At 71.2% G+C, this 24,783-nt stretch carries 21 protein-coding genes, 1 riboswitch and 1 other annotated feature (1 of these 23 only partly in view); of the genes, 4 read left to right on the top strand and 17 right to left on the bottom strand.

Translation table 11 applies throughout. The features are described from left to right. Positions 1–123 precede the first annotated feature (123 nt). From I5Q34_RS22625 to I5Q34_RS22610, 4 genes are all read right to left on the bottom strand, one after another. A complete protein-coding gene (locus I5Q34_RS22625) occupies positions 124–1,146 on the bottom strand; it encodes a DMT family transporter (protein WP_199894121.1) in 1,023 nt (340 codons plus the stop codon). Positions 1,147–1,320: 174 nt separating this feature from the next. Continuing rightward, positions 1,321–2,322 carry a DMT family transporter gene (locus I5Q34_RS22620; protein ID WP_199894120.1) on the bottom strand — a complete coding sequence of 334 codons (1,002 nt, stop codon included), beginning with the start codon at positions 2,320–2,322 and terminating at the stop codon, positions 1,321–1,323. 63 nt (positions 2,323–2,385) lie between these two features. Beyond that, positions 2,386–2,907 carry a Clp protease N-terminal domain-containing protein gene (locus I5Q34_RS22615; protein WP_199894119.1) on the bottom strand — a complete coding sequence of 174 codons (522 nt, stop codon included), beginning with the start codon at positions 2,905–2,907 and terminating at the stop codon, positions 2,386–2,388. A 178-nt stretch (positions 2,908–3,085) separates the two neighbouring features. Then, on the bottom strand, positions 3,086–3,670 hold the full coding sequence (locus I5Q34_RS22610) for a PadR family transcriptional regulator (RefSeq protein WP_199894118.1): 585 nt from the start codon (positions 3,668–3,670) through the stop codon (positions 3,086–3,088). A gap of 179 nt (positions 3,671–3,849) precedes the next feature. Between I5Q34_RS22610 and I5Q34_RS22605 the strand changes: the two genes are divergently transcribed. Continuing rightward, positions 3,850–4,665, top strand: a complete 816-nt coding sequence (locus I5Q34_RS22605; RefSeq protein WP_199894117.1) for a PhzF family phenazine biosynthesis protein — start codon at positions 3,850–3,852, stop codon at positions 4,663–4,665. Positions 4,666–4,824: 159 nt separating this feature from the next. Here I5Q34_RS22605 and I5Q34_RS22600 read toward each other — a convergent pair whose 3' ends face one another. Together I5Q34_RS22600 and I5Q34_RS22595 are read right to left on the bottom strand one after the other, a co-directional pair. Then, positions 4,825–5,577, bottom strand: a complete 753-nt coding sequence (locus I5Q34_RS22600; RefSeq protein ID WP_199894325.1) for a CPBP family intramembrane glutamic endopeptidase — start codon at positions 5,575–5,577, stop codon at positions 4,825–4,827. A gap of 158 nt (positions 5,578–5,735) precedes the next feature. Then, entirely contained in the window at positions 5,736–7,232 is a 1,497-nt protein-coding gene (locus tag I5Q34_RS22595; protein WP_199894116.1) for a glutamate--cysteine ligase, read from the bottom strand. A gap of 477 nt (positions 7,233–7,709) precedes the next feature. On the opposite strand from I5Q34_RS22595, the gene I5Q34_RS22590 reads away from it, so the two are divergent. Together I5Q34_RS22590 and I5Q34_RS22585 are read left to right on the top strand one after the other, a co-directional pair. Beyond that, complete coding sequence (locus I5Q34_RS22590) at positions 7,710–8,297, top strand: hypothetical protein (RefSeq protein ID WP_199894115.1); 588 nt, start codon at positions 7,710–7,712, stop codon at positions 8,295–8,297. Between the two features lie 304 nt (positions 8,298–8,601). Further along, a complete protein-coding gene (locus tag I5Q34_RS22585; protein WP_199894114.1) occupies positions 8,602–8,808 on the top strand; it encodes a DUF5999 family protein in 207 nt (68 codons plus the stop codon). 86 nt (positions 8,809–8,894) lie between these two features. On the opposite strand, the gene gcvP is transcribed toward I5Q34_RS22585, so the two are convergent. Next, on the bottom strand, positions 8,895–11,780 hold the full coding sequence (gcvP, locus tag I5Q34_RS22580) for an aminomethyl-transferring glycine dehydrogenase (protein WP_199894113.1): 2,886 nt from the start codon (positions 11,778–11,780) through the stop codon (positions 8,895–8,897). A 187-nt stretch (positions 11,781–11,967) separates the two neighbouring features. Continuing rightward, positions 11,968–12,090: riboswitch (glycine riboswitch) on the bottom strand. Positions 12,091–12,263: 173 nt separating this feature from the next. Between gcvP and I5Q34_RS22575 the strand changes: the two genes are divergently transcribed. After that, a complete protein-coding gene (locus tag I5Q34_RS22575; protein WP_199894112.1) occupies positions 12,264–12,611 on the top strand; it encodes a PRC-barrel domain-containing protein in 348 nt (115 codons plus the stop codon). Positions 12,612–13,064: 453 nt separating this feature from the next. Here the strand turns inward: I5Q34_RS22575 and I5Q34_RS22570 are convergent, their stop codons facing one another. The 10 genes from I5Q34_RS22570 to I5Q34_RS22525 form a co-directional block, all read right to left on the bottom strand. Then, complete coding sequence (locus I5Q34_RS22570) at positions 13,065–14,549, bottom strand: DNA polymerase IV (protein WP_199894111.1); 1,485 nt, start codon at positions 14,547–14,549, stop codon at positions 13,065–13,067. Positions 14,550–14,628: 79 nt separating this feature from the next. After that, on the bottom strand, positions 14,629–15,318 hold the full coding sequence (locus tag I5Q34_RS22565; RefSeq protein ID WP_199894110.1) for a MerR family transcriptional regulator: 690 nt from the start codon (positions 15,316–15,318) through the stop codon (positions 14,629–14,631). 215 nt (positions 15,319–15,533) lie between these two features. Then, the gene (locus I5Q34_RS22560) at positions 15,534–16,007 is read right to left on the bottom strand and encodes a bifunctional nuclease family protein (protein ID WP_049715992.1); all 474 of its coding nucleotides are present in this window, start codon (positions 16,005–16,007) and stop codon (positions 15,534–15,536) included. Positions 16,008–16,058: 51 nt separating this feature from the next. Continuing rightward, positions 16,059–16,823 (bottom strand): MerR family transcriptional regulator, encoded by a 765-nt coding sequence (locus I5Q34_RS22555; protein ID WP_199894109.1) that lies wholly within the window; start codon positions 16,821–16,823, stop codon positions 16,059–16,061. An 18-nt stretch (positions 16,824–16,841) separates the two neighbouring features. Further along, a complete protein-coding gene (locus I5Q34_RS22550) occupies positions 16,842–17,654 on the bottom strand; it encodes an FHA domain-containing protein (protein ID WP_374193046.1) in 813 nt (270 codons plus the stop codon). 130 nt (positions 17,655–17,784) lie between these two features. Further along, positions 17,785–18,642 (bottom strand): DUF881 domain-containing protein, encoded by an 858-nt coding sequence (locus I5Q34_RS22545; protein WP_199894108.1) that lies wholly within the window; start codon positions 18,640–18,642, stop codon positions 17,785–17,787. A gap of 5 nt (positions 18,643–18,647) precedes the next feature. Beyond that, a complete protein-coding gene (locus I5Q34_RS22540) occupies positions 18,648–18,980 on the bottom strand; it encodes a small basic family protein (protein WP_049715989.1) in 333 nt (110 codons plus the stop codon). After that, positions 18,977–19,894, bottom strand: coding sequence for a DUF881 domain-containing protein (locus I5Q34_RS22535; RefSeq protein WP_199894107.1), 918 nt, complete (start codon positions 19,892–19,894; stop codon positions 18,977–18,979). Before I5Q34_RS22535 ends, I5Q34_RS22540 begins: the two co-directional genes overlap by 4 nt. 98 nt (positions 19,895–19,992) lie before the next feature. Then, entirely contained in the window at positions 19,993–22,488 is a 2,496-nt protein-coding gene (locus tag I5Q34_RS22530; RefSeq protein WP_199894106.1) for a mannose-1-phosphate guanyltransferase, read from the bottom strand. 75 nt (positions 22,489–22,563) lie between these two features. Continuing rightward, positions 22,564–23,181, bottom strand: coding sequence for a CDP-alcohol phosphatidyltransferase family protein (locus tag I5Q34_RS22525; RefSeq protein WP_199894105.1), 618 nt, complete (start codon positions 23,179–23,181; stop codon positions 22,564–22,566). 211 nt (positions 23,182–23,392) lie between these two features. After that, positions 23,393–24,783, bottom strand: a sequence feature (most likely nonfunctional fraction of RNA operon); it runs 3,098 nt beyond the window's last position.

Below are 24,783 nucleotides of genomic sequence, written 5' to 3'. Positions count from 1 at the left end.
CGCGGAGCGCGGTGCCGGGCCGAGGGGGCGGAGCCCCGGAAGAAACGGTGAACTGGGGGGGTGCCCCCTCCGGGGGAGGGCCAGGGGCGAACTCCCCCACCTGGCCCCCCGGAACGGGCTGCCTCACCGCCCACCACCCACGGCGGAAGCAGACGCCCCCGCCCCACGAGCCTCCGCGAGCGCCAACGCACCCACCGCCCCCATCAGCACGCCCGTGCCCGCCACGGTCGCCGCGGTCAGCCGCTCCCCGAGCAGGGTGACGGCGATGACCGCCGCCGTGACCGGCTCCAGGAGCGTGATCACCGTGGCGGTGGTGGCCCGCACCGACTGCAGCCCGGTGAAGAAGAGGGCGTACGCCAGCGCCGTCGGCACGGTCACCAGGTACGCCATCAGCCCCAGGGTGACGCCCAGTTCACGGGTGTGCGGCAGCAGTCCGTCCGCCGCGGCGAGCGGCAGGAGGGCCACCGTGCACACGCCGAAGGACGTCAGCGTCGCGCCGAACGGGTCCGCGGCCCGGCCCGTCCGGCCGAGGTACCGCGTGTAGACGGTGAACAGCGCGTACCCCGCGCCCGACAGCAGGGCGAGCGCCACCCCCGCCGGCCGCACCGCGCCCGCGCCGTCGCCGTCGCCGCCGAGGACGAGGACCGCCAGCCCGGCGACCGCCCCGACGACCGCCAACCGGCCGCCGGCGCCGAGCCGTTCGCCCAGCAGCAGCCGCCCGCCGGCCGCCGCCAGCACGGGCGCCGCCCCCAGGGTGACGACCGTGCCGACGGCGGTGCCGGTGGCATCGACCGCCGCGAAGAAGGCGGCGTTGAAGACGGTCAGGCCCACGCCGTTGACGAGGGCGGGCACGATCCGCCCGCGCAGCGGACCCTGCCGGCGACGGCCGCGGCGCGCCCGCCGGTGCGAGGGCGCGAGGAGCCGTACGGCCAGCAACAGCGCGAAGCCGCCCGCGCCGCGCCAGAAGGTGAGCGCGACGGGCCCGAGCCCGCTGCTGGCGATGGCCAGGGTGGCGGTGGCACCGGTGGTGCCCCAGGTGAGGGCGGTGAAGGTGACATAGAGCAGCCCGCGTGCGGCGGAAGGGGCCGCGGATATCGCGGAGTTGTCCTGCGCGGGGCAGGACGGGGCAAGGGTGGAGTCGGACATGACTGTTCTCCCGCAGAAGACGTGAAGGGATCGCGTGGTCCTCTGTGCGGGCAGCGGCGATCGTCCCCGGGGCGCGTCACAGCGCGTGCCGGGGCACGTTCTCAGGGAAAGCGGCGGCCGCCCGCGTTACGCGGCGGGAGGCGGAAGAACAGCGGTCGTGGGCATGATCGGACCCTATGCCTGGAGCGACCCGTCGGACAACTCCCGTCGCCCGTCCACCGTTCCGTCCCCCTGGGCGCCTCCCTGGGCGACCGGCTCCGGACGGGCGGCCCGGGGCGTGGACGTCTGGGCGATGAAGGCGCCGACCAGCACCAGGGCGCCGCCGGCCGCCTGCGGCGCGGACAGCCCCTCGCCGAGCAGCACCCAGGCCAGCACGACGGCGACGACCGCCTCCAGGAAGGCGACGACGCAGGCCACCTGGGAGGAGAGCCGGCGCACCGCGACCACCCCGGTGAGGTAGGCGGCGACGGTGGCGATCAGCACGAGCCAGGCGAGCAGCAGCCCGGCGGGGACGGCGGTGCCGTCCATCCGCGCGCGCCCGGCGAGCAGGTGCCAGTCCATGGTCCAGGGCCGGGCGACGGCGGTGAGGACAAGGGCCCCGACGAGCAGCCCGTAGGCGGTGACGCCCACCGGGTCCGCGGGGTCCCGGCCGTCGGAGCCGTGATCGGCCAGGACGAAGTAACCGGCCTGGCAGCAGGCCGCGCCCAGCGCGATGACCAGGCCCAGGACGTCGAAGCGCAGCCCGGACCACACCTCGACGACGCAGGCGAGCCCGCCGACGGCCAGCACCACCCCGGCCGCGGCCGCCCGGCTCACCGGCCGCCGCTGTACGAACCGCACCCAGCCGAGCAGCAGCGCGGGACCGAGGTACTCGACGAGCAGGGCGACCCCGACGGGAATCCGGGATATGGCCGCGAAGTAGCAGGCCTGGACGCCCGCGACGGCCAGCAGCCCGAAGCCGGCGAGCAGGGCGGGACGGCGGCGCACCAGGGCGCGGTGCCGCCAGGCGACGGGCAGCAGGACGAGCGCGGCGCCGGCCGCCCGCAGCCAGACCACGTGCAGCGGATCCAGCCCCGCCTCGATCAGCGGCTTGGCCGCGACTCCCGATCCGCCGAACGCGAGTGCGGAGACCAGGGCGAGCCCCAGCCCCGCGCCCCTCCCCTGAGACGTCTGCATCGCTGCATCATGCCAAGGCACCGCCACGACGAGAAGCCGATTCCGGAGAAACCGTCAGGAGCGTCAACCGCTTTGCGCATGGCGGACCGCGGGCCCGAGCCGGGCGTCCAGGGCCATGAGGTCGACCCCGGCCCGCCGCAGCACGTCCACGGCGCGGCACCGGGGGTCGTGGGCGAGGGCGGCGAGCAGATCGGTGCCCTCGACGCGGCGGGCGCCGCGGGCGGCCGCCCGGGCGGAGGCCGCGGTCAGGGCGGTGGCTGCGGCGGGCGACCGGCCGGGCGCCCCGCCGTCCGGCAGCCGGGGCAGGGCCTGGGAGTCCTCCACCGTGGCGGACCAGCGCAGTCCGTAGCCGATGGAGCGCTGGACGAGGTAGCCGAGGAGCCTGGCGACCTGGGGCGGCCCCCCGGGCAGGGCGTGACGGGCGTCGGGGTCGGCCTCCAGCAGGGAGTGCAGGAGGTGGGCGGTGTCGATCTGCCGGTCACCGTCGCGCTGCGCCCGTCTGCGGGCGCCCGCGACCGCCGCGGCCAGCTCCGTGCTCAGCGGTCTGTCGTCCGCGGCGCTGTGGTCAGGTGTCCGGCTGTACACCCTCCCACCCCATCAGTCCCGGGCCTCGACGGCATCCCCGGGGGGAAGCATTCGCGCATCCGACGCGAGTTGGGCGCGCTCGAACACGCGCTCCTCCTTGAGGAGGAGACGGGAGCGCGCCCTCTCGGGGTCGCGCCCCGGTTCCGGCCCCTCCGAGGGCCTACTCCTCCCCGACGGCTCACCGCTCCTCCGCGAGGATCAGGTAGAGCTTCTTGCGGGATTCGTTGAGGACGGCGAGGGCCTCCTCCCGCTGCTCGGGGCTGCCGGTGCGCCAGACCTGGCCCAGGGCCTCCATGAGCCCGAAGCCGGCCCGGCGGATCTCCTGCATCGCCTCCAGGTCGATGCCGCCGCCGACCTCTTCCCAGGGGGCCGGCGACCCCGCCTCGGCCTCGGCGCGCCCCTCGTCGGTGAGGGTGAACAGCTTCTTGCCGCCCTCGCTCGCGCTGCTGATCAGGCCCTCGTCCTCCAGCAGTTGCAGGGTCGGGTACACCGACCCCGGGCTGGGCTTCCAGGCCCCGCCGCTGCGCTCGGCGATCTCGCGGATCATCTCGTAGCCGTGCATCGGCCGGTCCAGGAGCAGCGCCAGGATCGAGGCCCGCACGTCGCCGCGGCGCGCCCGGCCGCCGCGTCCGCCCCGCCCGCGCCCGCCGAAGGGCGGCCCGCCGAACGGAGGACCGAACGGCCCGAAGGCGCGCCGCCCGCCGCGCTCGCCCCATCCGCGCCGACGGGGGCCCTGGTGCTCGTGTTCGTGGTGGGTATACATGTCGTTCCTCCAGTCATCGATCGTTCACGATGCTTCGACGATATATCGGTAACGTTCGGACGACAAGACCCCGACTGCGATTCCTCCCCTCCGGAAGGGCGCACCCGCCCCGGGCCCCGGGTCCACTTCTCCCCCATTGGCCGTGTACGCCGACCCGCCGCCGCGCCTACGGTCGCGCCATGCGCATCCGAATCGTCGACGCTTTCACCGACCGCCCCTTCGCCGGCAACCCCGCGGGCGTCCTGCTCTTCGGACCCGAGGGTTTCCCCGACGACGAGCGGCTCCAGAAGATCGCCACCGAGGTCAACCTGTCCGAGACGGCGTTCGCCCACCCGCTGGGCGCCGCCGCGGAGGCGGACTGGGCGCTGCGCTGGTTCACCCCGACGACCGAGGTGGACATGTGCGGGCACGCCACGCTCGCCACCGCGCACGTCCTGCACACCACCGGGACGGCCACGGGAACCGTGCGGTTCGCCGCCCGCTGCGGCGCCCTGACCACGACGGCGGGCGGGGACGGCTCGATCACCCTGGACTTCCCGACCTCCCCGCTCACCCCCGTCGCCGCTCCGGACGGGCTGGCCGGCATCCTGGGCGCCCGGCTGCTGGGCGTGCACGACACCAGCCGCCACCTCGGCGACCTGCTGGTGGAGCTGGCCGACGAGAAGACCGTCCATGCCCTGGCCCCCGACCCGCGGGCCCTGGCCGAGCGGTCCCGCCGCGGCGTCATCGTCACCGCGCCCGCCGAGGACCCCACGCGCGGCTACGACTTCGTCTCGCGCGGCTTCTTCCCGAACGCGGGCATCGACGAGGACCCCGTCACCGGCAGCGCGCACACCGCGCTGGCCCCGTTCTGGTCCGCGCGCCTGGGGCGCACGGAGCTGACGGGGCTGCAGGGCGGGGCCCGGCAGGGCCGGGTACGGGTATCCCTGCGCGGGGAGCGGGCCCTGCTGACCGGCGACGCCGTCACCGTCATCGACGGCGAGCTGCTCGTCTAGGCCACCAAGCCGTGCCCGACGGCTCTTGAGACCGCCGCCTCGCAGGTGCAGGTGCTCCCTGTAAGGCGGTCGGCAGCTCACGAGTCGCGCCACGCGGCAGGGGCGGCCTGCCTGGCGGCGGTCCAAGAGCCGTCGGACAGGCCTTGAACCGGACGCCCGTCAGCCCGTCGGCAGCCAGCTCACATGTCCGGCGAGCAGCGCGTAGCCGACGAAGGCCACGACGTCGATCAGGGCGTGCGCGGCCACCAGCGGGCCCACCCGGCCCCAGCGCCGGTAGAGGAGGACGAAGAGCACGCCCATCGCCATGTTCCCGACGAGGCCGCCGATGCCCTGGTAGAGGTGGTACGAGCCGCGCAGCACCGCGCTCGCGGCCAGCGCGGCCGCCGGCGACCAGCCCAGCTGCCCGAGCCGGCGCAGCAGGTAGCCGACGACCACGACCTCCTCCAGGACCGCGTTCTGCACGGCGGAGGCGATCAGCACCGGGAACTTCCACCAGACGTCCGGCAGGGACTCCGGCACCACGGTCAGGTTGCCGCCGGCGGCCCGGGCCCCGAGGTAGAGGAGCAGGCCGGTGCCGCCGACCACCGCCGCGACGGCGGTGCCGCGGGCCAGGTCGGAGCCGGGCCGGCGGCGGTCGAGGCCGATCGTCCGCGGGCCGGCCCCCTCGCGCAGCAGCAGGTGGACGACGAGGAACACGGGCACCAGCGCGGTGGCGATGCCGAAGACCTGCCAGGCCAGGTCCAGCCAGGGCCGGCCGGGCGCGTGCGAGGCGTTGAGCCGGGCGGCCTGGTCCTTCAGCCCGCCCGGCCGGGTCGCGGCACCGATGAAGCTGATCAGCGCGGAGACCGCGCTGGCGCCCAGCGACAGGGCGAGCACCAGCAGGGTCTCGGTGCCCAGCGTGCGCCGCGACAGCCCGGGCCCGGCCGTCCGTCCCGGCCCGGCCGCCGGGGTCCTCGCCGTGTCCCGGGCGTTCTGCCGCACTCCACCACTCCCGCATCCGTCGTCCGGCCGTTCGGTCCGTCACAGCTTGCCCGACGGCCCGGTGGCCGGACGACAGGGGGTCGGCCGTGTCAGCCGGTGCCGACGGGCCAGGTGTGCACCGGCTCCCCGGTGGCCATCAGTTCGCAGTAGCGGCGCGTGGTGGCGGCCAGCGCGGCGTGCCGGTCCAGGCCCTTGTCCCGCGCCGCGTGGTAGGTGGCCGCCTGCCAGGACGCCCCGTTGGCCCGCCACCGGCAGCGGCCCTCGATGATCCCCAGGTAGCGGTCGCGGTCGGCCGGTTCGACGCCCCAGGCGTCCAGCCCGGCGGCGGCCAGCGGCAGCAGTTCCTCGCGGACCAGGCGGACGGCCGGCACCGGGGCGACGCCGCCGCGGCCCGCCTTCGGCCAGCGCAGCACGGCGTCGATGCCGTGCCGGCAGGCGGTGTCGAAGTTGTCGGCGGCCACCGCGAAGGGCAGCCGCGTCCACACCGGCCGCGGCTCCTCGGCGAGGGCCCGGACCAGGCCGTAGTAGAACGCGGTGTTGGCCAGGACGTCGGCGACGGTCGGACCGGCGGGCAGCACCCGGTTCTCCACCCGCAGGTGGGGGACGCCGTCGGCGATGCCGTAGACGGGACGGTTCCAGCGGTAGATCGTGCCGTTGTGCAGCGTGAGTTCGTCCAGCCGCGGCACCCCGCCTTCGTCCAGGACGCGCAGCGGGTCCTCGTCGCCGCTGATGGGCAGGATCGGCGGGTAGAACCGCAGGTTCTCCTCGAAGAGTTCGTAGGCGGAGTCGATCCAGCGCTCGCCGAACCAGGTGCGTGGCCGCACCCCTTGCGCCTTGAGCTCCGGCGGGCGGGTGTCGGTGGACTGGACGAACAGCGGCGGCCGGGACTCGCGCCACAGCTCGCGGCCGAAGAGGAAGGGCGAGTTGGCGCCCACGGCGATCTGCGCGGCGGCGATGGCCTGGGCCGCGTTCCACACGGCGGCGAACCGGCCCGGGGTGACCTGGAGGTGCAGCTGGACGGAGGTGCAGGCGGCCTCGGGACAGATGGAGCCCGCGGTGCACGCCAGCCGTTCGACGCCGTCGATGTCGATGGTGAAGTCCTCGCCGCGCGCCGCCACCAACTGGGCGTTGAGCAGGGCGTAGCGGTCGGCGGCGGAGAAGTTCGCGGGGACCAGGTCGGCCTGGCCGAGCGTCGGCAGAATGCCGATCATCACTATTCGGGAACCGACTTCCCGGGCCTTTCGGTCGGCATAGGAGAGGCCGGTGCGCAACTCCTCGGCGAGCTGGTCGAGAACGGCCCCAGACAACCGGTGCGGGACAATGTTCACTTCGAGGTTGAACTGCCCGAGTTCGGTCTGGAAATCATGGCTCGCGATCCGCTCCAGCACCTTGGCATTCATCATGCTCGGCATGCCGTCGGGGCCCGCCAGATTCAACTCGATCTCCAGCCCCATAAGGTTGCGGGGACGGTCGAAACGCCGCTCCCCGAGTAACCTCGCCAGCGCTTGCAGACACTGCCGGAGCTTGTCCCGGTGGCGCTGCCGGTCGGCCAGGTCGAACCCCACGACCGCGACCTTCTCACCCATGGAAGCCCTTCCCTCCTCAAGCGGGCCGCCGCGGCGCCGGCCGCCGTCGTCACGGACGATGATGCCCAGGCGGCGCGATCGAAACGCCTCGTGCCGACCGCATAACCGGTAGGCTGGAGGCTGAGTGCACTCCGGCACATTCCCTTGGCATGACGGCAGCTCCCGGCACCGGGGATTGCGCGGGTCATAAACACCGGCGAGTTTCGGCCTACCGTCCTCGGGAAAGAAACCGAGGTCAGGCGTGTGCGGCTCGGAACGAAATCACCGAAATCCACCCCGCAGGCGGCCCTGATATCTCCTTGCCGGAAATACCGGCGACAGCTACCCGAAACACCATGTGAACACGTGTCGTATAAACTCGGGTTGAGGCAGAGAGTAGGCCCCGGCAGTCGGTCCCGGCTCCCCCTCTGACCCCGCACACCGACAGCGTCGTCACTGCCCAGCACCGCGTGTCTCCGAAGTGAGAGGCGAACCGTCATGCCCCTGCATGTCCCCCCAGCACCCGCGCCTGCCCTCCGCAGCATCCGCACGGCCCTCGGCTCCCCCACCGCCGTCCGCGAGACCCGTACCCCGTCCCTGAAGGCCGCGCAGGGCTCCCTCAGCTACGAACTCACCCTGCCCGTCCACGTGCTGGAGCCGGTCCTGCCGGCCGGCGGCGCACCGCGCACCCGGTTGACGGGCTGGCGCTTCCTCATCAAGGAGGACGAGCGCGCGATCGCCGCGGGCGAGACGATGCTGACCCCGGACGGATGGGCGTTCTCGCACTTCTTCGAGGGGCCGTACGTCGCCTCCACCGAACTGGCGCTGCGCCAGGCCGAGTCGCTGTCCGCCCCGTACCAGCCCCGGCTGCTGACCGTCCCCGGCCTCTACATGTGCACCCTCTGGCTGCACGGCGACGTCACGGCCGACGCCGAGTCGGGCCTGCCGGCCCCCGGCGACCTGCTGGTGCCGCTCGCCCCCGCGCCACCGGGCATCGCCGCGCACCGCCCGCACCGCTTCGCCGACCTGCTGCCGGTCCTCACCCTCCGGCTGACGGCCGCGCCGCTGCTGCAGAAGTCCGCCTGACGCGCCCCTTCGCGGCGCCCCGCGCCCGGCTCGCGGGGCGCCGCGCGAGCCCTCACCCACTCGGGTGAACCTCGCCGGCGCCGACCCGAATCGACCGAAGCGACAGCCTTGTTGACAGCAACCGTCCGCATGGGTGACGCGTCCTCCTCCACAGAGGACCGCTGCCATGAAATCCCTGCGGAATCACGCCCGTAGGGCAACACTGGGACCGACCGACCGAATCGCAACGGGGGGCGGCATGACCACCGCATCGAGCCGCAGCACAGCATCAGCATCACCGACATCCCAGCGAAAGAACCCTCCCATGTGCCAGCACCAGCCCGCGTGCCCGTCAGCCGACTCAGCCGACCGGGAAGCCGCGCATCTCGTGGCCCACTTCCCGCAGCAGGGCTGGAGCCTGCTGTGCAACGGCGTCCTCGTCTTCGAGGACACCGGTGAGCTCCTGCCCGACGGGCAGATCATCGCCCCGCACCGGCCGCTCGGCACCGAGCAGATCGTGACCGCCGCCTGACGGGGCGTCCGGCACACCGGAGGACGACGCGAAAGGGGCCGGTCCGGCGCACCGCCGGACCGGCCCTTCTCCTGTGCGAGGTGCGACTAGCCCTCGTACTCGTCCAGCGGCGGGCACGAGCAGACCAGGTTGCGGTCGCCGAACGCGCCGTCGATCCGGCGCACCGGCGGCCAGTACTTGTCGGCGGCCACGACCCCGGCCGGGAAGACCGCCTCCTCGCGGCTGTAGGGGCGCTCCCACTCGCCGGCGACCGAGGCGGCGGTGTGCGGGGCGTTGCGCAGCGGGTTGTCGTCCTTGTCCCACTCGCCCGAGCCGACCTTCTCGATCTCGGCGCGAATGGCGATCATCGCCTCACAGAAACGATCCAGCTCGACGAGGTCCTCGCTCTCGGTCGGCTCGATCATCAGGGTGCCGGCCACCGGGAACGACATGGTGGGCGCGTGGAAGCCGTAGTCGATCAGGCGCTTGGCGACGTCGTCCACGGACACGCCGGTCGCCTTGGTGAGCGGCCGCAGGTCGATGATGCACTCGTGCGCGACCAGGCCGTTCGGGCCCGTGTAGAGCACGGGGTAGTGCGGCTCCAGGCGCTTGGCGACGTAGTTGGCGCCCAGCACCGCGACCTGGGTGGCCTTCTTGAGGCCCTCGCCGCCCATGAGCCGGACGTACGCCCAGGAGATCGGCAGGATGCCGGCCGAGCCCCAGGGCGCCGCCGAGACCGGGCCGACGCCCGTCTCCGGTCCGGCCGACGGCTGCAGCGGGTGGTTGGGCAGGTACGGCGCCAGGTGCGCGCGGACGCCGACCGGGCCGACGCCCGGACCGCCGCCGCCGTGCGGGATGCAGAAGGTCTTGTGCAGGTTCAGGTGCGAGACGTCGCCGCCGAACTTGCCCGGCTTCGCCACCCCCACCAGGGCGTTGAGGTTGGCGCCGTCCACGTAGACCTGGCCGCCCGCCTCGTGCACCAGCGCGCAGATGTCGCTGATGTGCTCCTCGAACACGCCGTGCGTGGACGGGTAGGTGACCATCAGCACGGCCAGCTCGTCGCGGTACTGCTCGATCTTGGCGCGCAGGTCCGCGGCGTCGACCTCGCCGTCGTCACCGGTCCTGACGACGACCACCCGCATGCCGGCCATCACGGCGCTGGCCGCGTTGGTGCCGTGCGCGGAGGACGGGATGAGGCACACCGTGCGCTGCTCGTCCCCGTTGGCACGGTGGTAGGCCCGGACGGCGAGCAGGCCCGCCAGCTCGCCCTGCGAACCGGCGTTGGGCTGGAGGGAGACCTTGTCGTAGCCGGTGACCTCGGCCAGCCGCTCCTCCAGCTCGCGGATCAGCGTGAGGTAGCCCGCGGCCTGCTCCTCCGGGGCGAAGGGGTGCAGCGCGCCGAACTCGGGCCAGGTGATGGGCTCCATCTCCGTGGTGGCGTTGAGCTTCATCGTGCAGGACCCGAGCGGGATCATGCCCCGGTCCAGCGCGTAGTCCCGGTCGGCGAGACGGCGCAGGTAGCGCAGCATCGACGTCTCGGAGCGGTGCTGGTGGAAGACCGGGTGGGCGAGGAAGGCGGAGCGGCGCAGCAGTTCCTCGGGGAGCGCGTCGGGGGTGGTGGTGTCGAGCGCCTCCACGTCGGCGTCCACTCCGAACGCGGCCCACACGGCGGCCAGGTGCTCGCGGGTGGTGGTCTCGTCGCAGGCGATGCCGACGGTGTCGGCGTCCGCCTTGCGAAGGTTGACGCCGCGCTCCAGGGCGGCCGCGAGGACCGCGTCGGCCCGGCCGGGGACGCGGGCGGTCACGGTGTCGAAGTGCGTGCCGTGCACGACCTCGACGCCGCCCGCGCGCAGCCCCGCGGCGAGCAGCGCGGCGTAGCGGTGGGCCCGGCGGGCGATGGCCGTCAGGCCCTCGGGGCCGTGGTAGACGGCGTACATGCCGGCCATCACGGCGAGCAGGACCTGCGCGGTGCAGATGTTGCTGGTGGCCTTCTCGCGGCGGATGTGCTGCTCACGGGTCTGCAGCGCCAGGCGGTACGCCTTGTCGCCGTCCGCGTCCACGGAGACGCCGACGAGACGGCCGGGGAGGCTGCGGGCGAACTTCTCGCGGACGGCCATGTATCCGGCGTGCGGGCCGCCGAAGCCCATGGGGACGCCGAAGCGCTGGGTGGTGCCGACCGCGATGTCCGCGCCGAGCTCGCCGGGCGGGGTCAACAGGGTGAGCGCGAGCAGGTCGGCGGCGACGGTGACGACCGCGCCCAGCTCGTGCGCCCGCTCGATGACCGGCCGCAGGTCGCGGACCTCACCGGAGGCACCGGGGTACTGGAGCAGCACGCCGAAGACGCCGCGCCCGGCGATCTCGTCAGGGATGCCGGCGGAGAGGTCGGCGACGACGACCTCGACCCCGGTCGGCTCGGCGCGGGTCTCGATGACCGCCACGGTCTGCGGCAGGGCGTCGGCGTCGACGAGGAAGACGCCGTCCTTGACCTTGCCGATACGGCGGGAGAGCGCCATCGCCTCGGCCGCCGCGGTGCCCTCGTCGAGGAGCGAGGCACCGGAGGTCGGCAGCCCGGTGAGGTCGGCGACGGCGGTCTGGAAGTTGAGGAGGGCCTCCAGGCGGCCCTGGGAGATCTCCGGCTGGTACGGCGTGTAGGCCGTGTACCAGGCCGGGTTCTCCAGGACATTGCGCAGGATCACGGGCGGGGTGAACGTGCCGTGGTAGCCCAGGCCGATCATGGGGACGAGCACCTGGTTGCGGTCGGCGAGCGAGCGCAGCTCGGCGATCACCTCGGCCTCGCCGCGGGCCCCGGGCAGCCGGAGCGCCTCGGCGCTCTTGATCACGTCCGGTACGGCGGCGGCCGTGAGTTCGTCGAGCGAGCCGAAGCCGACCTGGGCCAGCATCTTCGCCTGGGCCCCGGTGTCGGGGCCTATGTGGCGGTTCGCGAAGGGAGTGCCGCGCTCCAGGTCGGAGAGGGCGATGCGGTGGGCAGTCATCTGCGGGGGCCTCCTGGTCATACGACCTGCGAGGGGTACCACGGCGCGGGTACCCGGACGGCCTCCCCCTCTGTCAACTGGACCTGAGAGCTTCACCGGGCCCATGCGGGCAGCCCGGCTTTCACCGTCGGTGAGGGGGGCTCGGCATGGTACGAGGACCGGGGCCCGCCCTGCTTTCCAGAGTGACCTCGTCCGCGCGGTACGTGTGCCTGAGAGATTCCGGGGAGGATTTGCTCCTTCGGCGCCCCCGTCGAACCCTTCCAGGTCAATGCCTGTCCGGGTCCCTGAGGGACTCTCCCGCGCGGGGTCAGCGGCCAATCGCCAGACTACCAGCGGCGATGCCGCGGGAGGATCTCCCGAGAGCCCCTTCCTCCTATGTGGCATTTCATGCCCCTCACGGGTTTTCATGGGCTTTGTGATGAGCTTCCAGGGGAACCCGGCGGGACGGACGTGACCCAGGGGGCGCAGCCCACGGGAGGAACCGTGCAGACCGACATCGACCCCCGGAGCCTCATCGGGCGCAGGGCCTACGACCGCGACGGCGCGAGGATCGGCACCGTGGACGAGGTGTACCTGGACGACGCGACGGGCACGCCGGAGTGGGCGGCGGTGCGCACCGGGCTCTTCGGCCGCGACGCGTTCGTCCCGCTGAAGCCGAGCGAGGTCGTCGACGGGGTGCTGCGCATCCCCTACGAGCGCTCACTCATCAGGGAAGCCCCCGACCTGGGCGTAGGCCGCCATCTCTCCCCCGAACAGGAACTCCGGCTCTACCACCACTACCGCCTGAGCCTGCCACCGGAATCCCCCATCGACCCGACCCACGAGCCTTGAACCGACGAGGCCGAGCTGTGCGCCCGGGCTTCACCTCCCGATATCCGGATCCAGACACCAACGCGGGGAGCGATCCCAGCCCGCCCGGCACTTGAGGACGAACGCGGACGCCGTCCAGCTGCTCCTCCACCGCGCACACGACGCGGCCGCATCGCGGGCCTTGGGTGCTGAGCCCCGCACCAGCCCGTCTGGGGGTTGCCCCCTCCGGGGAGTTTGAGGACAACCGCGCGAAGCGCGGTTGCGGGGTCCGGGGCGAGCCCCGAAACGGGTTCCAGTGGCGGAGCCCCAGGTAGGGGTCCGAGGGCGGAGCCCCAGGCGGGGGTCCAGGGGGCGAAGCCCCCGGCGGGGTGCAGGGGGCGCAGCCCCCGCCCTGCGCGCGGCGAAGCCCCGCCCGGGCCCCGGGGCGGAGCCCCGGAAGAAACGGTGAAAGGGCGGGGCTGGGGCAAACCAAAATCAGGCGGCACTGACGCCCCCTCCTCCCCCCAACACCGCCGAAGCCCGCGCACCCCCACCGCCCCCACGGCCCCCACCAGAACACTCCCCCTCCGCCCCCTCCACACAGGACGGCCGCAACAACGGCACAGGATCAGCCGGCTCCAACGCCACATCATCCGCAGCAAACGTCCGCACCCGCCCCGGCACCTCCGACCAGGGCTCCTCGAACCGCACGGTGACCCGCCCGAGCCCACTCCCCTGAACCCAGCCCCGACCGAACTCCGCGTGGACCACATCCAGCCCCGGGAACCACTGCCGCGGCCGCCCCCCGGCATCCGCCCGCTCCTCGTCCTCCCCCCGATCGTCCCCCTCAGCCTCCCCGGCCCTGGCCCCCACATCCGCTCCCGCCCCCGCCTCCTCCTCCGCCCGCGCCCGCGCGAACGCGAAAAGGTCCTCCTGCGTGTAGTCGGCCAGCCCGCTGACCCCCACGCCGAGCAGCCGGACGCCCTCCGAGGTGTCCACCCCCTCCAGCAGCCGGGCAGCGGCCTCCCGCACGACGGCGGGGTCGTCCGTCGGCCCCCGCAAGGTCTCCGAGCGGGTCAGGGTCGAGAAGTCGTAACGGCGGACCTTGATGACGACCGTGCGCCCGGACCGCCCGGCATCCCGCAGCCGCCGCACGCACCGGTCCGCCAGGCGCGCGAGCTCCAGCTGCACGCGGGTCCGGTCGGTGAGGTCCTCGGCGAAGGTGTCCTCCACCGAGACGGACTTCGCGTCCCGCTCCGCCACCACGGGACGGTCGTCGTGACCGGTCGCCAGCGCGTGCAGGGACGCCCCGTGGGCCTTGCCGAGCAGCCGTACCAGCTCCGCCTCGCCGGCCTCGCCCGTCTCGGCCACGGTGTGGATGCCGGCCCGCCGCAGCGCCTCCGCCGTGGCGGGCCCGACGCCCGGGATGGTCCGCACCGGCATCGGCCCCAGCAGCTCCAGCTCCGTACCGGGCTCGATGACGACGAGACCGTCCGGCTTCGCCTGCTCCGAGGCGATCTTCGCGAGCATCTTGGACCCGGCGAGCCCCACCGATCCGCTGACCCCGGTCGCCGCCCGGATGTCCCTGCGCAGTTGCTCGCCCACGGCCCGGACCGCCGCCGAGGAGCACTCGACGCCGCCCGCCTCCAGGTCCACGAACGCCTCGTCGAGGCTGAGCGGCTCGACCAGCGGCGACAGCCGGCCGAGCAGCTCCATGACGATGTCGCTGATCTGCCGGTAGAGGGTGAACCGCGGGTGCAGATACGCGGCGTTGGGGCAGAGCCTGCGTGCCTGGGCCGTCGCCATGGCCGAGTGGACGCCGAAGACCCGCGCCTCGTACGAGGCCGTGGCCACCACGCCACGGGGGCCCACGCCGCCCACCACCACCGGCTTTCCGCGCAGGCTGGGCTTGGCCGCCTGCTCCACCGAGGCGTAGAAGGCGTCCATGTCCAGATGCAGGATCGTCGGCGAACCTCTCACATGACAGATGGTGCCGCACACCACTGACAATCGCACCGATGTGCGACGCAGGGTGTCGGTGGCGGCGCCCGCGAGCCCCTCAGCCGGCCCGGTTGCGGCGGCGCGCCAGCTCGTCTGCCGGGTTGTGCCCGACGAGCGTCTCCCCCGTGTCCACCCGCTCCCCGTGCAGCTGGGCCAGCGCGCTCTCGACGTCGCGCCACACCACCCCGACGGCGATGCCGAAGACGCCCTGCCCGCCCTGGAGCAGCCCGACGACCTCGTCGGGCGAGGAGCATTCGTACACCGTGGCCCCGTCGCTCATCAGCGTCATCTGCGCGAGGTCGGCCATGCCGCGCGAGCGCAGGTGCTGGACGGCGGTGCGGATGTTCTGCAGGGAGACCCCGGTGTCCAGCAGCCGTTTGACGATCTTCAGGACGACGACGTCCCGGAAGCTGTAGAGCCGCTGGCTGCCCGAGCCGTAGGCGGGCCGCACGCTGGGCTCGACCAGCCCGGTGCGCGCCCAGTAGTCGAGCTGTCGATAGGTGATGCCGGCCGCCGCGCACGCGGTCGGCCCCCGGTAACCAATGGTGTCGGTGCCGGTCGTGGCGTCCCCCCCGGTCTCCGTCTCCGTGCCGGCCCGGTGCCCCCGCTGCGAGGTGACCGCCGCCGCGGTGGGGACGGGGGTACCCCCCATGCCGTTGAGGCTGTGGGGGCGGGTCACCGGTTCGACCGTTCCCCCATGCAGCGGATACGGACTGCCGACCGCTGTACCGTCGCCCGTGCTTCTCACGCCGACCTCCGTCCTTGACCTGCCTTCTCGACGGTAGGCAGTCGCTCGGGGTGCGTCAACGATCGCCACACTCGGCACGCCGAGTGATAATCACCCTGAGAGTGGTTTTACGTATCCCCATAAGGGGAAAGGCTACTCGAATGCGCCCGGACCGCCCTTTTTCCGGCCCGGGACCGCGCCTCGCCGGCCGCCCACGGCCGCCGCTCGACGGGCCCTCACTGATTGCTGGTGCCGAAGTCCTCCGGCGAGATCTGGTCGAGGAACTCGCGGAACTTCTCCACCTCGTCCTCCTGCTCGTCCGGAATCGCGATGCCCGCGTCGTCCAGCACACCGTCGCTGCCGTAGATCGGCGTACCGGTGCGCAGCGCCAGCGCTATGGCGTCGGACGGCCGCGCGCTGACCTCCACCCCGCTGGCGAAGACGAGCTCCGCGTAGAACACGCCCTCGCGCAGGTCCGTGATCCGGACCTCGGCGAGCTGCTGGCCGACCGCGTCCAGCACGTCCTTGAACAGGTCATGGGTCAGCGGCCGGGCCGGGGCCATGCCCTGCTGGGCGAAGGCAATGGCCGTCGCCTCCCCCGGGCCGATCCAGATAGGGAGGTAGCGGTCGCCTCCCACTTCGCGCAGGAGCACGATCGGCTGGTTGGACGGCATTTCCACCCGGACACCCACGACATCGAGCTCGTTCACACAGCAACCCTAGGACGTGCCCGCCGGGTTTGGGTAGTCGGGACGTCCCGCTCACTGTCCGCGCTGCTGCAGCGCGGACTGCACCAAGGCCGCGTGCAGCCGTACGGAAAGTCCGGCCAGCTCCCGCGCGGTCGCCTCGGCGTGCGCCCTGGTCTGTGGGTTGCGGTGCCTGCGCAGTGGTGCGACCACCTGTTCGACCAGGCCGGCCTCGCGGTCGGCGGCGGCCTTCATGGCCCGCAGGTGACGCGGCTCCAGACCAAATCGCCCCAGGTCGGCGACGAGCCGGGCGACAGCCACGGAATCGGCGGCAAATGCGCCGTCCGAGTGGGGCGCGACCAGCCCGTAGGACTCCCATTCCACCAGCTCCGCCTCGGTCGCCCCGGCGGCGGTCAGCAGCTCGGCCCGGCCGACTCGCGAAGAAGGCGCGGGAACGTCACCGGCCTCCACCGCCTCGACAGCGTCCTCGGGCAGATCGAGGGCGTCCCGGGGCTGCCCCGGGGACGGGAGCGGTACGCGCTCGCCCCGCTCCAGCGCGTCCAGGTGCTCCCGGATGACCTTCAGCGGCAGATAGTGGTCGCGCTGCATCCGCAGCACCTGGGCGAGCCGCTCCACGTCCGCCGGGCTGAACTTCCGGTAGCCGGACGGCGTGCGCTGCGGCTCCACCAGGCCCTCCGCCTCCAGGAAACGGATCTTGGAGATGGTGACCTCGGGGAACTCCTCGCGCAGCACGGTGAGCACCGTGCCGATGCTCACCGGCCGGCCCTCCGCACCGGCGGTGCCGGAGGATCCGGCGCCGCCCGACGGTGTCTGAAGCATGGCCCTTCCTGGGGTGGGTCAGATGCCCCGCTGGCTGCCGAAGAAGACCAGGCGATACTTGCCGATCTGCACCTCGTCGCCGTTCGCCAGCACCACGGAGTCGATCTGCTCCCGGTTCACGTACGTGCCGTTGAGGCTGCCGACGTCCGTGACGGTGAAGCTGCCGTCCTGGCCGCGGCGGAACTCCACGTGCCGCCGGGAGACGGTCACGTCGTCGAGGAAGATGTCGCTCTGCGGGTGCCGGCCCGCGGTGGTCACCTCGCCGTCCAGCAGGAAGCGGCTGCCCGAGTTCGGGCCGCGCCGGACAACCAGCAGTGCCGACCCCGCCGGCAGCGCCTCCACCGCGGCCTGGGCCTCCGGGGAGAGCGACGGGATGGGGGTCTGCCCGGTGGTCTCCGAGTCGTACGCCTCAAGACCCGAGATCGAGATGGTGGAGGTGGTCTCCGAGGCCCGCTCGGCCACGGCACCGGGCCGCAGCGGCGCGCCGCAGTTGGAGCAGAACCGGCTGTTCTCACCGTTCCGGTGGCCGCACCTGGTACAGACCTGCCCGGCGCCTTCCCCCGCTCCCGGCGGAGTGCCGAAACCTATGCGACCCGTCGCCGAGGGGTCCTCGGGAGCGACTCCCGGACCGCCCGTCTGGTCGCGGAACAGAGGGCGGCCTTCCTGGCCCCGCTCCTCGCCTTCCACCGGACCCGCGGCCCGGTGGCGGGCGGCACCACTGCCGCCGCTCTGGCGTGCGCTCTTGCCGAACAACTTCGCAAACAACTTCACGGGCGATTCCCCTTGACCGAAACAGACCCGCCCGTGGGGCAGGACAAACCCTCGATGCACACACCGTCCGACCTGGACATCCTTACAACGTCCAAGGCCAACAGACAGTTTCCATCACGCACCCCGTTCTTGGTGCGCCGACCCCCCGCAACTTCCCGCCCTCCCCGCAGAGCTCCTGCGTGCGCCTGTCTCACTGCGATGACGACCGAGCGTAGTCAGGCCGCTTCGCCGGACGCAAGGCGTCAACAGTGATCTTCTCAGACCGGGAGATGTCCACCCCCGCCTGTTCCTTCTGCAGAGTCTGCACCACACCGCCGGGGATGTTGAGCGCCGGCCTCAGATCGTCGGGCTTGCCGATGACCTTGAACTTGTACGGCTGGGAGATCTTCTTGCCGTCGATCTCCACCTTCCCCGCACCACCCGAGAAGTATGTGCCGGCGACCACGCGGACATCGTTGATCTGGATCGCCTCGGCCCCCGCGGCACGCAGCTCCTGGATGGCGTCCAGCAGCGAGTCCGGCTCGACCGCTCCCTTGGGGTCGCTCACCGTGAGCACGATGCCCGGCCCCTGGGCAGCCACCGTACCCGCCAGCACGCCGAGCTGCTGCTCCTTCTGCTCCGTCTGCTTGCGGGCCTCGGCGGCCTGGTTGGAACTGCTCTCCAGCTCCGTGCGCTGGCTCTCCAACCGCCGCTTCTCATCCTCCAGACGCTTGGTGCGGTTGTCCAACTCGTCCAGGATCCGCACCAGATCCTCCTGGCGCGCCCCGCGCAGCACGCTGCTCTCGCTGTTGGACCGCACCTGGATCGCCAGGGCCAGCCCCAGCACACACAACAGCACCGCCATCGTCAGCTGCGCCCGGGTGAACCGGGGCGGCCAGAGCGCGTGCAGCAGCCGCTGACGCCCCGTCACGGACGGGGGCGGGGGTTCCGCCTCCCGCGCCGCCTCCACCGGTTTCTCGGGCCCCTCAGGCCCCTTCGGCCCCTCCGGCTCTTCCGGGCGCCCGGGACCGGAACCCTTCGGCTCCTCGGGCGTGTCGTCGGTGCTCATCGGCCTCACGCCCGGAAGACGTGCCGCCGGATCGCGGCGGCGTTGGAGAAGATGCGGATGCCCAGGACGACCACCACACCCGTCGACAGCTGCGCCCCGACGCCCAGCTTGTCGCCCAGGAAGACGATCAGGGCCGCCACGACGACGTTGGACAGGAACGACACCACGAAGACCTTGTCGTCGAAGATCCCGTCCAGCATCGCCCGCAACCCGCCGAACACGGCGTCCAGCGCGGCCACCACGGCGATGGGCAGGTAGGGCTCGACCGCCGTCGGCACCACGGGGCGGACGACCAGTCCCACCACCACTCCCACGACGAGGCCCAATACGGCGATCACGATGTGCCCTTCCCTGTGTCGGCGGTGCGGCCGGCCGCACCGCCATCCTGCGGTCGTGCGGTACGGACGATCAGGCTCGGCGCGGCCGGCAGCCGGACGTCCTCCTCGACGGAGATGTTCGCCCTGACCCCGTAGTTCTGCTGGAGGACGTGCAGGTACTGACCGTCCACACTGTCCTGGAACGCCGTGCTCATCCGCTTGCCGTCGCCGATCGCCAGCACCGTGTACGGCGGAACCAGCGGCTTGTTGTCGACCAGTATGGCGTCCCCGGCCGCCCGGATCGCCGACAACGACGTCAGGCGCTGATCGTTGATGGCGACGGCCTCCGCACCCGCCTGCCACAGCCCGTTGACGATGCGTTGCATGTCACGGTCGCGCACCCGGCCGGTGTCCGAGAAGCCGCTGCTCTCCCGGGGGCCGCCGCCACCGGTCTTGGCCTGCTTGGCGTCGTCGACGACCACCTTGAGCCCCTGGCCCCGCACCGGAGTCGCGCCGGCGAGCAGGGAGACCAACTCGGCCTTGTCCCCGCCGTGTTCCTCCAGGGCCTCGCGCTGCCGGTCGCCGACGGTCTCCCGCAGGGCGTCGACGTTCTTCTGCAACGAGTCCGCCGCCGAGGTCTCCGACTCGATGCGGTTGATGAGCTGCTCGCGCTCCTTGGCCAGCGTCGGTGCCGATATCCGCGCCTGCGCCGCCCCGAGCGTCACCACGACCGCGGCCAGCAACAGCCCCGCGGCGAGCCCCAGCTTGGCCCGCAGCCGGCCCGGCAGCCCCGTACCGCCCTCGGCCCGCCGGGCCGCCGCCTCCGCGTACCCCTCGTCCAGGCTGTGGTCCATCACGTTGGTCAGCAGCGACATGGAGGCATCGGGGCGCGGGGGCGGCGCGGAAGTGCTCCGAACGGGGGGCTGCTGCGACATGCCGCACATCGTCGCACGTCGGAGGCGCCGTCTCCCAATGGCCCCACCGGCGTGCCGGATCCGGACCGGGAAGACGGCGCCTCACGGCGCGTACGGACTCAGCGGCCGGCACCGTCCACGACCGCCGACCACTCGTCCAGCAGGGCCTGGGCGGACGCGTCGTCAGGCCCCTCGGCCCACAGGTGCGTCACCGCCTCCGCGGGGTCGGGCAGCACCATCACCCACCGCCCGTCGGCCTCCACCACCCGCACGCCGTCGGTCGTGTCGACGAAGCGGTCACCGGCCGCCTCGACCACCTGCCGCATCACCAGCCCCTTGACCGCCCAGGGCGTCGCCAGGTCGCGGCGCAGGACGTGGGCCCGGGGAATGCGCGCGTCGATCTGACTGAGCGTGAGCTGGGTGCGGGCCACCAGACCGGTCAGCCGGACGAAGGCCGCCGTACCGTCGAACACGCTGCTGGACTCCGGCACGATGAACCCGCCCCGCCCGTCCCCGCCGAAGATCGTCGAATCGGCCCGGCCCACCCGGGTCAGGTCGTCCGGCGACGTCGTCGTCCACTCCACCTGCGTACCGTGGTAGGCCGCGACCTGCTCGGCGATGCGGGTGGTGGTCACCGGCAGGGCCACCCGGCCGCTGCGGCGCTCGGCGGCGACCAGGTCGAGCAGCACCAGCAGGGCCCGGTCGTCCTCGACGATGCGGCCGCGCTCGTCCACCAGGGAGATCCGCTCCCCCACCGGGTCGAAGCGCACGCCGAACGCCGCCCGCGCGGAGGCGACGATCTCCCCGAGCCGCACGAGCCCCGAACGGCGGGTGTCGGCGGTCTCGGTCGGACGCGCCTCGTCGAGCCCGGAGTTGATGGTGAGCGCCTCCACGCCGAGCCGGCCGAGGAGGCTGGGCAGCACGAGGCCGGCGCTGCCGTTGGAGGCGTCGACGACGACCTTGAGCCCGGCCTCGGCGACGCCGGAAGTGTCGATGGACCGCAGCAACGCGCCCGAGTAGGAGTCGTAGACGCTGGAGGGGAAGGAGAGATCTCCGATCTCCCCGGGGAACGCGCGCCGGTACTCCTGGCGGGCGTACACCCGGTCCAGCTTCCGCTGGCCCGCCTGCGAGAGGTCCGCCCCGCGCTCGTCGAAGAACATGATGTCGACCGAGTCCGGCACACCCGGAGTGGTACGGATCATGATGCCGCCGGCGCTTCCCCGGGCGGTCTGCTGACGGGCCACCGGCAGCGGTACGTTCTCCAGGTCGCGCACCTCGATCGCGCTGGCCTGCAGGGCCGAGATCACCGCCCGCTTGAGGGCGCGCGCGCCGCGCGAGTGGTCGCGCGCCGTGGTGACGGTCGCGCCCTTCTTGAGCGTCGTGGCATACGCACCCGCGAGCCGTACGGCCAGCTCGGGGGTGATCTCCACATTGAGGATGCCGGACACCCCCCGCGCGCCGAAGAGGTGGGCCTGGCCGCGGGACTCCCAGATCACCGAGGTGTTGACGAAGGCGCCGGCCTCGATGGTCTTGAAGGGATAGACCCGGACGTTCCCCTGGATGATCGATTCCTCACCGATGAGACACTCGTCGCCGATGACGGCCCCGTCCTCGATCCGGGAGGCACGCATCACGTCGGTGTTCTTGCCGATGACGCAGCCGCGCAGATTGCTCTGCTGGCCGATGTAGACGTTGTCGTGGACGACGGCCTTGTGGAGGAAGGCGCCGCTCTTGACGACGACGTTGGAGCCGACGACCGTGTGCTCGCGGATCTCCGCGGCGGCCTCGACCTTCGCGTAGTCGCCGATGTAGAGCGGGCCGCGGAGGACGGCGTCGGGGTGGACCTCGGCTCCCTCGGCGACCCAGACGCCGGGTGAGATCTCGAAACCGTCCATCTCGACGTCCACCTTGCGTTCGAGGACGTCGGCCTGGGCCTTGACGTAGCTCTCGTGGGTGCCGACGTCCTCCCAGTAGCCCTCGGCGACATAGCCGTAGACCGGCTTGCCCTCCTTCATCAGCTGGGGGAAGACGTCCCCCGACCAGTCGACGGGGACGTCGGGGGCGACGTACTGGAAGACCTCGGGCTCCATGACGTAGATGCCCGTATTCACGGTGTCGGAGAAGACCTGGCCCCAGGTGGGCTTCTCCAGGAAGCGCTCCACCCGGCCCGCCTCGTCCACGATGGTGATGCCGAATTCCAGCGGATTGGGGACCCGGGTGAGGCAGACCGTGACCAAGGCACCCTTTTCCCGGTGGAACCGGATCAGATCGGTCAGGTCGAAATCGGTCAGGGCGTCACCGGAGATGACCAAAAAGGTGTCGTCCTTGAGGGCCTCTTCAGCATTCTTGACGCTGCCGGCGGTGCCGAGTGGCTTTTCCTCGTTGGCATAGGTGAGCTCCATTCCGAGCTCCTCGCCGTCGCCGAAGTAGTTTTTCACCAGGGAGGCGAGGAACTGGACGGTCACCACCGTCTCGGTGAGCCCGTGCCGCTTGAGCAGCCGGAGGACATGCTCCATGATCGGGCGATTGGCCACCGGCAGGAGCGGCTTGGGCATGCTTGAGGTCATGGGGCGAAGGCGAGTGCCTTCGCCACCGGCCATCACGACGGCCTTCATGTCGGAAGCGTCCTCCTCGAGAGATGACGGACCGCCGACCAAAACGCCCGGTTGAACGTGGGACTTACACGGGGATCAGTCGGCCGTGGTATCCGCGGTATCCGCCTTGACCAGTCGGCGGACCTGAACCACGTAGAGGATCCCTGCCCACCAATAGAGGGTTGTACCCCATCCGGCGAACGCCCATCCGAAAACGGTGGCCGGTGTATCCAGCCAGGTACCGCTGTCACTGAGAAGCAGCAGCGGGAAGGCGTACATCAGGTTGAACGTCGCGGCCTTGCCGAGGAAGTTCACCTGCGGCGGCGGATAGCCGTGCCGCCTCAGAATCCACACCATGACCAGGAGCATCGCCTCACGGGCCAACAGGGCCGCGGTCAGCCAGAGCGGCAGGATCCCGCGCCAGGTGAGGCCGGCCAGGGTGGAGAGGATGTAGAGCCGGTCGGCGGCCGGGTCGAGGAGCCGGCCGAGACTGCTGATCTGGTTCCAACGCCTGGCCAGCTTGCCGTCGAGGTAGTCGCTGACCCCGCTCAGGGCCAGTACCAGCAGCGCCCAACCGTCGCTCTTCGGTCCGCCGAAGACGGGCTGGAGGATCAGCCACAGGAAGACGGGTACGCCGACCAGGCGCGCCATGCTGAGGATGTTGGGGATGGTGAGGACGCGGTCGGTCTGGACGCGCGTCTCCTGGACCTCCACCCGGGAGCCTCCTGTGGGGAACGTACTTGTTTGATGCCCTCTTGACCTTACCGGTAACTCCGGAAGGGATGTGCGGAGGGGGGGTGGGTAAACGCAAATAAGCCCTGGTGGGAACGAATTCCCACCAGGGCTTACTGAATGATAGTTCGGCGGCGTCCTACTCTCCCACACGGTCCCCCATGCAGTACCAACACAGTGGACGCGAGCAACTGAGGACAAGCCCTCGGCCTATTAGTACCAGTCAACTCCAACCGTTACCGGTCTTCCATATCTGGCCTATCAACCCAGTCGTCTACTGGGAGCCTTACCCCATCAAGTGGGTGGGAGTCCTCATCTCGAAGCAGGCTTCCCGCTTAGATGCTTTCAGCGGTTATCCCTCCCGAACGTAGCCAACCAGCCATGCCCTTGGCAGAACAACTGGCACACCAGAGGTTCGTCCGTCCCGGTCCTCTCGTACTAGGGACAGCCCTTCTCAAGACTCCTACGCGCACAGCGGATAGGGACCGAACTGTCTCACGACGTTCTAAACCCAGCTCGCGTACCGCTTTAATGGGCGAACAGCCCAACCCTTGGGACCGACTCCAGCCCCAGGATGCGACGAGCCGACATCGAGGTGCCAAACCATCCCGTCGATATGGACTCTTGGGGAAGATCAGCCTGTTATCCCCGGGGTACCTTTTATCCGTTGAGCGACGGCGCTTCCACAAGCCACCGCCGGATCACTAGTCCCGACTTTCGTCCCTGCTCGACCCGTCGGTCTCACAGTCAAGCTCCCTTGTGCACTTACACTCAACACCTGATTGCCAACCAGGCTGAGGGAACCTTTGGGCGCCTCCGTTACTCTTTAGGAGGCAACCGCCCCAGTTAAACTACCCACCAGACACTGTCCCTGATCCGGATCACGGACCCAGGTTAGACATCCAGCACGACCAGAGTGGTATTTCAACGACGACTCCACACACACTGGCGTGCATGCTTCACAGTCTCCCACCTATCCTACACAAGCCGAACCGAACACCAATATCAAGCTATAGTAAAGGTCCCGGGGTCTTTCCGTCCTGCTGCGCGAAACGAGCATCTTTACTCGTAGTGCAATTTCACCGGGCCTATGGTTGAGACAGTCGAGAAGTCGTTACGCCATTCGTGCAGGTCGGAACTTACCCGACAAGGAATTTCGCTACCTTAGGATGGTTATAGTTACCACCGCCGTTTACTGGCGCTTAAGTTCTCAGCTTCGCCCCACCGAAATGGAGCTAACCGGTCCCCTTAACGTTCCAGCACCGGGCAGGCGTCAGTCCGTATACATCGCCTTACGGCTTCGCACGGACCTGTGTTTTTAGTAAACAGTCGCTTCTCGCTGGTCTCTGCGGCCACACCCAGCTCAGGAAGTAAATTCCATCACCGGACATGGCCCCCCTTCTCCCGAAGTTACGGGGGCATTTTGCCGAGTTCCTTAACCATAGTTCACCCGAACGCCTCGGTATTCTCTACCTGACCACCTGAGTCGGTTTAGGGTACGGGCCGCCATGAAACTCGCTAGAGGCTTTTCTCGACAGCATAGGATCATCCACTTCACCACAATCGGCTCGGCATCAGGTCTCA

The sequence above is a fragment of the Streptomyces sp. AV19 genome, from assembly GCF_015999245.1.
Lineage (GTDB): Bacteria > Actinomycetota > Actinomycetes > Streptomycetales > Streptomycetaceae > Streptomyces.
Note: the sequence above shows the minus strand (reverse complement) of the source record. Positions and strands in the feature narration are given on the sequence as shown.